The organism is Streptomyces odonnellii (assembly GCF_000981895.1).
Classification (GTDB): Bacteria; Actinomycetota; Actinomycetes; order Streptomycetales; family Streptomycetaceae; genus Streptomyces; species Streptomyces odonnellii.
The window spans coordinates 1-6,610 of record NZ_LATD01000380.1; the positions used below are offsets into that span (position 1 = coordinate 1).

Annotated in this window: 5 protein-coding genes; 3 read left to right on the plus strand and 2 right to left on the minus strand. The window is 70.7% G+C overall.

What is annotated here, in order from left to right; all coding sequences use genetic code 11:
• Positions 1-243: 243 nt before the first annotated feature.
• The 3 genes from WH07_RS30355 (at position 244) to WH07_RS30365 (ending at position 3,729) form a co-directional block, all read left to right on the plus strand.
• On the plus strand, positions 244-1,101 hold the full coding sequence (locus WH07_RS30355) for a helix-turn-helix domain-containing protein (protein WP_046507019.1): 858 nt from the start codon (positions 244-246) through the stop codon (positions 1,099-1,101).
• A 273-nt stretch (positions 1,102-1,374) separates the two neighbouring features.
• A complete protein-coding gene (locus tag WH07_RS38250; RefSeq protein WP_079023690.1) occupies positions 1,375-1,584 on the plus strand; it encodes a DUF397 domain-containing protein in 210 nt (69 codons plus the stop codon).
• Positions 1,585-2,112: 528 nt separating this feature from the next.
• Complete coding sequence (locus tag WH07_RS30365; protein WP_046507025.1) at positions 2,113-3,729, plus strand: sodium:solute symporter family protein; 1,617 nt, start codon at positions 2,113-2,115, stop codon at positions 3,727-3,729.
• 207 nt (positions 3,730-3,936) lie between these two features.
• On the opposite strand, the gene WH07_RS30370 is transcribed toward WH07_RS30365, so the two are convergent.
• Both WH07_RS30370 and WH07_RS30375 read right to left on the minus strand, forming a co-directional pair.
• On the minus strand, positions 3,937-5,316 hold the full coding sequence (locus tag WH07_RS30370) for a CoA transferase (RefSeq protein ID WP_198533923.1): 1,380 nt from the start codon (positions 5,314-5,316) through the stop codon (positions 3,937-3,939).
• Positions 5,317-5,524: 208 nt separating this feature from the next.
• The coding region (locus WH07_RS30375; RefSeq protein WP_052744607.1) for an ADP-ribosylglycohydrolase family protein at positions 5,525-6,610 on the minus strand (1,086 nt) is incomplete at its 5' end.

The following is a 6,610-nucleotide window of genomic DNA, read 5'->3' on the forward strand; positions in this document are numbered from 1 at the left end:
TAGCCGTCCCGTAGCAGCCCCATGACGGGTCCGTGACAGGTCCGTGACAGTCCCGCCCGGGCCCCGCCCCGAGCCCGGCCCGCCCTCGCGCTGCCGGACGGTCCCCGGCACGCGGCGGGGAGCGCACACCGGCGCGCGGGAGTCCATGGCCACTGTCGCCGTTTTCCAGCGCAGTTGGGACCTTTGGTGGCAGTCTGCTGAGCAGTAGATACGTACGGCTACCCAGTCGGAGGTGCAGTTTCCGTGGCGTCCAACGTCAACCCCACCGTCAGGCGACGCCGATTGGGCCAGGAGTTGCGCCGGCTCCGGGAGATCAAGGGCATGACGGCCGAGGAGGTGGCGGAGCGCCTGCTGGTCTCCCAGTCGAAGATCAGCCGTCTGGAGAACGGCCGCCGTTCCATCAGCCAGCGCGATGTCCGCGACCTCTGCGGGGTGTACGAGGTCGAGGACCACCGCATCGTCGACTCGCTGATGCAAATGGCCAAGGACTCCCGCCAGCAGGGCTGGTGGCACGCCTTCGGCGACATCCCGTACAGCGTCTACATCGGCCTGGAGACGGACGCCGCCTCGCTCCGCGTCTTCGAACCGCAGGTGGTCCCCGGACTGCTCCAGACCCGCGCCTACGCGGAGGCGCTGATCAACGGCGCGCTGCCGGAGTCCGCCGCGCCGGATGTCGAGAAGCGCGTGGGGGTACGGATCAGGCGCCAGGACCGCATCAACTCCGCCGAGAACCCGCTCCGTCTCTGGGCCGTGGTCGACGAGTCCGCGCTGCGCCGGGCCGTCGGCGGGCGGCAGCTCATGCGGGAGCAGCTGGAGTATCTCGTCGAGCAGTCGCAGCTTCCCCATGTGACCGTGCAGGTGCTGCCGTTCGACATGGGCGCGCACCCCGGGATCAGCGGGCACTACGCGATTCTCGAATTCCCGGACACCGCGGACTCCAGCGTGGTCTATATCGAGGGCGTTACCAGCGATCTCTATCTGGAGAAGGCGAATGATGTGCAGCGGTACAGCGTGATGTACGAGCATCTCCGCGCCCAGGCCCTGAATGTCGAGCAGACCCGGCAGTTCATCGCGAATATCGCAAAGGAATACGCCCGCTGAGCGACCACTGAAGCCACCGCCGAGGCCACCATCCGGGCCATCGCTGAGCCGCCACTGACACGCCTCCGAAGGCACCATCGAGGCGCCGTTGACCCGGCCGCGCCCGAGGAGAGGACACCGTACACCTCAACCGCCGTGGCACGTAAGGCTCCAGCGGGAGAAGCCATCAGGACGAGTGAATGACTGTCCCGCCCATCGAGTGAGGCGAGTAGCGTCGATCATGCCAGCAAGTCGTTGGCGCGATGTCCCACCACTCGGTGAACCGGAGCGAACATGGCAATTCTTCAGGGCGCTACGGACACGTGGACCAAGTCCTCGTACTCCGGCGGAAACGGCGCGTGCGTAGAGGTCAAGTCCCCCGTCGTCCAGTCCATTGCCGTCCGGGACTCGAAGGCGCCCGAGGGCCCCTCGATCTCCTTCGTCCCCTCGTCATGGAATGCCTTCGTACAGGAAATGAACAAGGGCGCCTTCGACCTCGGCTGAGGTCGCTCGACGCCCTGCCTCCGCACCACTGATAGAGCCCTCTCGACCGGTCCGCCGTCCTGGCCGAGGGGGCTCGGCCATGCCCGGACACCCGGGGCCCCGACATCCCGGACACCTCCGGCACTCGGCCGTCCCGGACACCTCCGGCACGCGGACCGACCACCCACCGCCTCTCCCGACCGCAAGGGACCCGCATCCCGTGCGGTCGCTTCTGTTTTACGCACGTACACGGCGCTTCCGTCCTACGCGCGTACACGAATCCACGCGTGTACACGGACTCCTGACGAAGTGCTCGCTCATCGTGTGGTCGCCGTCACGTTCACGGCAACGCCCCCGAAGGTCAAGAACACGTAAAATCGTTCTGCTTTCTGACCTGGGTTCACACTTATGACCGGAAGGACTCTTGACCACCCGCCGCGCCAGGCGGTTCAATCCCCGAAGTCCCCGCTCCCGCACGGGGGCACCGCTGACCGGACGTACTGACGAAGAGCACCGATCGTTCACAAGGCGGACCCCTGGAGGGGGCACATGAACAGCCTCGACTGGATCGTGCTCATCGCATACTTCGGTGTGATGGTCGCGATCGGCCTCTGGTCGCACAAGCGTGTGGACAATGTCAGCGACTTCTTCACCGCCGGCGGCAAGATGCCCTGGTGGCTGTCGGGCATCTCGCACCACATGTCCGGCTACAGCGCGGTGATGTTCACGGGGTACGCGGGCATCGCGTACACCTTCGGCATCACCTCGTTCGTGACCTGGTCGCTGCCGATCGCCATCGGCATCGGGATCGGCGCGAAGCTCTTCGCGCCCCGGCTCAACCGGCTGCGCTCCCGGCTCCATGTCGCGTCCCCGCTGGAGTACTTGAAGAACCGGTACGACCTGAAGACCCAGCAGGCCCTCGCCTGGTCCGGGCTGCTGCTGAAGATCGTGGACGTGGGCGCCAAGTGGGCCGCCATCGCCACCCTGCTCTCCGTCTTCACCGGGATCTCCCTCAACCAGGGCATCCTCATCACCGGTGTCATCACCGGCATCTACTGCACGGTCGGCGGACTGTGGGCCGACGCCCTCACCGAGCTGGGCCAGTTCATCATCCAGCTCTTCGCCGGGATCGCGATGCTCGTCGCCGTCATGGGCGAACTGGGCGGCTTCAGCGCGCTGTGGACGGTCTGGGACAAGCTGCCCGAGGGGCATGCCAACCCGACGGCCGGGCCGTACACCGTCACCTTCCTGCTCGCGTTCCTCTTCATCAAGACCTTCGAGTACAACGGCGGCATGTGGAACCAGGCGCAGCGCTACATGGCCACCGCCAGCGCCCGCGAGGCCACCCGCTCGGCCCGGCTCTCCGCGGTGCTCTGGCTGGTGTGGCCGCTGGTCCTGTTCTTCCCGATGTGGTGCGCGCCGCTGCTGGTCGAGGCGCAGAAGCCGGACGCGTCCGACTCGTACGCCCTGATGACCGAACAGCTCCTGCCGCACGGTCTGCTGGGGCTGGTCATCGTCGGTTTCTTCTCGCACACCATGGCGATGTGCTCGTCGGACGCCAACGCCATCGCCGCGGTCTTCACCCGGGACATCGCGCCGACGCTGTCCAAGGCGGCGCGCGGCTGGTCGGAACGGGCGGGGCTGCTGGCGGCCCGGCTGTCGACGATCGCGTTCCTGGCGCTGTCGATGGGGGTCGCCACCCAGGTCAACTCGCCGACGTTCAAGGACATCATCACGGTCGTCATCAAGTGGGTGGCCGGTCTGATGGGCCCGATCGCGATCCCGTTCATGCTCGGCCTGCTCAGGCCGTTCCGCAGGTCGGGCCCGACGGCGGCGCTGACGAGCTGGGCCATGGGTCTGCTGGCGTTCTGGCTGGTCAACTACCCGATCAACTGGAGTGTCGAGGGCGGCGTCCCGCTCCAGTACCAGGTCTCGATCCCGCTCGCGGTCTCGCTGGTGCTGTACATCGTGATCGGCTACGTGAAGCCGGAGCCCTCGGAGGACCGCGATGTGCTGCTGGCACGGATCAACGGGGAGGGCGACGGTGACGGTTCGGACCTGACGGCGGCGTCGCTGCGGGTGCCGGGGCAGGCGGGGGCGTCGGACGCGGAGCTTCCGGGAGGGCGTCCGGGGCAGCTTCCGGGACGGAAGGATTCCGACGGCTGAGGAGCGGCGGCGGTACGGGCCGGCCGGCTCGGGTCCGCTGCGGAGCGACTGTACGGGCGTACGGGTGCGGTGCCGGCCTGTGCGCCCGTACGGCTGTGTGCGCTACGGCGGGTCGGCGCAGGGGCGGATGCCGGTGCCGGGTGCCGGGTGGTGCCCGTACCGCTGTGGCCCACTGTCGGCCGCGGCCTGTTGCCGCCCCGTACGCGATCAGGTCCAGACCGGCCGGTCGCTGCCCCACTCGGCGGGCGGACGGTCCCAGTTCCGGGGTGCTCCGTCGTAGTGCACCGGGGGAAGCGCGTGGTCGAGGATCCCATAGGGCGACGTGGTCCTGGCCCGCCAAGGCCGTGACGCGTGGAGGCCGCCTTCGATCGGCGCGGGAAGGATGTCGTGCAACAGCCAGGACGCGGTGCCCGCGAGTGACAGCCGTAGATGCCTCCCGTCGCCGGTCGCCTGCCGGTCGGTCAGCGCGCGCAGGACCGCGGCCGCGAGGAGGTAGCCGGTTCCGTGATCCAGTGCCTGCGCGGGCAGCGCTCCCGGGGTGCCGTCGGCGGAGGCCTCGGCCGCGGCGATTCCGCTCGCGGCCTGGACGAGGCTGTCGAAGCCGCGCCGCGAAGCCCACGGTCCCGACCAGCCCCAGGCACACAGTTGGGCGACGATCAGGCCGGGCCGCCGCTCCAGCAGCGCGTCCGGGGCCAGACCGTACCGGTCAAGCGCGCCGGGCCGGTAGCCCATGACCACGACGTCGGCGGAGTCCAGGAGATCTTCGAAGACGGCCCGGTCTCCGGGAGCGGAGAGGTCCAGCAGCGTGGAGCGCTTCCCGAAGCCGGTGTCGGCGTGGCTGTCCCGGTCCTCCGGAAGCCAGGGCGGGTCCACGCGCAGGACATCGGCGCCCAGCAGGGCGAGTGTGCGCGTCGCGACGGGGCCGGCGATGACCCGGGTCAGGTCCAGGACCCTCACACCACTGGCCGGCAGCGACGAAGCGGGCAGTGGTCTCACCGGTACAGCCCGTGGGCCGCTCTGCCCGACGAGCCGCGTCTCGACCAGCGGGAGTGCGGCGCTTGTGGGCCTGGGCGGGGCCACGGCCACGGCCAGTCCGCCCGCCGCGTAGACGGTCTCCTGTACCGACCGCGCGGAGCGGGTGGCCAGCTCGTCCGACAACAGCTCGGCCGTCGCCCGGTCGTCGCCGGTGTCGGGGATGCCGAGCGCGCCCAGCAGGCGGGCACGGTGGTGGGGGTAGTTGGCATGGGTCCGTACCCAGCCGTCGGCCGCACGCCGGAAGCCAGACAGCGGTGCGAAGGACACCGGGATCCGGCCGTCGACTCGCAGGTGCCGTTCGCTGACGAACGCGGTGGCCACCGCTCCCTCGTGCACCCGCACCGCCGGTACCGGCCGGGTGCCCCGGACCGCCAGCAGTTCCGCGGCTGCCAGCGAGCACACGCCCACGGTGGCCCGCGCCAGCTCCCGTACCGGCAGACGTGCGGGCAACACGCCGCGCGCCCCCTCGTACGACACCCTCTCCACCAGTCCGGCCGGACCGCCGAGGGCGGCCCAGGCTTGCGCGGTCGCCTTGTCGTCGGTATGCCTCATCCCGCCAGCCTGCACCAGCCCACGGGCGGTGCGCCATGGGCAGCCGAATCCACCGCGGGCAGGCAGCCGTACCCACCGCAGGCGCCAGTACCCACCACCGGCGCCGTGCCCGCCGCGGGCCGCCGCATTCGCCGCGGGGGTCCGGGCACCACCTGGCCGACGTAACTACGACTGGCGGCGGGCGGGCAGGTGTGCGCGCCGGGGTCCGTCAGCCGCGCGGGTAGCGGGTCAGCCAGCCCGAGGCCGCGACCGCCGGGCTGTGCAGCGCCGGGCCCTGGGTCATCTCCATCGCGAAGTCGTCGGCGATTTCGAGGAGCGTGGGCCGGCCCTCCACTTCGGCCAGCCAGGCCGGCGGCAGCGCCGTCTCGCCGTGGTGCGCGCCGAGCAGGGCACCGCAGAGAGCGGCGGTGGTGCCCGAGGGGCCGTCGTGATTGACGGCGAGCCGCAGGCCGTGCCGGATGTCCTCGCTCACCAGCGCACAGTAGACGGACACGGCCAGCGCCTCCTCGGCCAAGTGGCACTCGCCGCCGAGCGCGGCGATCCGTCCGGGGCCGGGAATCCCCTGCCGTACCGCGCCGAGCGCCTGTTGAAGCGCCTCCGTCACGGGCTGGTGCCCGGGGCGCGCGGCGAGCAGGGCGAGGGCGCGCTGTACGCCCGCGTCGAGACTCTCGGCGCGGGCGAGCGCGTGCACGATCACCGCGAAGGCGCCCGCCGCGAGATACGCGCCGGGGTGCCCGTGCGTCTGGGCCGCGCACTCCACGGCGAGCTGGCAGACGAGCTGCGGCTCCCAGCCGACCAGCAGCCCGAACGGCGCGGACCGCACCACCGCGCCCGCGTCCCGCGCGGTGGGGTTCTTGGGCTTGTCGAGCGTGCCCATGATGTCGTCGCCGAAGCCCATGAGACACGACCGGGCCGGGTCGCGGCGCGCGTACAGCCACTCCTCCTGGGCGAGCCAGCCGTTGTCCTTGCGGCGCAGATCGGGCCCCCAGTCGCGCTGGGTCGCCGCCCACCGCAGATGGGCCCGGTGGACATCGGTCGGCGGATGCCAGGCGCCGGTGTCCCTGCGGACCTGGGCGCGGATCAGGCCGTCGACGGTGAAGAGGGTGAGCTGCGTGGCGGCGGAGACGGCGCCGCGACGGCCGTACGCGGGAACGAAGTCGGTGACGGCCTCCGGTCCGTGCGCGGCCCTGATCTCCTCCAGGCTCAGCCCCGAGACCCCCGCCCCGAGCGCGTCCCCGATGGCCCCGCCCAGCAGACAGCCCCGCACTCGGCTGCGGAAGTCCTGTTGCTCGGC

Bases quoted from the DNA above. Each gene is read 5' to 3' on its own strand.
- WH07_RS38250 (WP_079023690.1), top strand. From the start codon at position 1,375: ATGGCAATTCTTCAGGGCGCTACGGACACGTGGACCAAGTCCTCGTAC.
- WH07_RS30365 (WP_046507025.1), top strand. From the start codon at position 2,113: ATGAACAGCCTCGACTGGATCGTGCTCATCGCATACTTCGGTGTGATG.
- WH07_RS30370 (WP_198533923.1), bottom strand. From the start codon at position 5,316: ATGAGGCATACCGACGACAAGGCGACCGCGCAAGCCTGGGCCGCCCTC.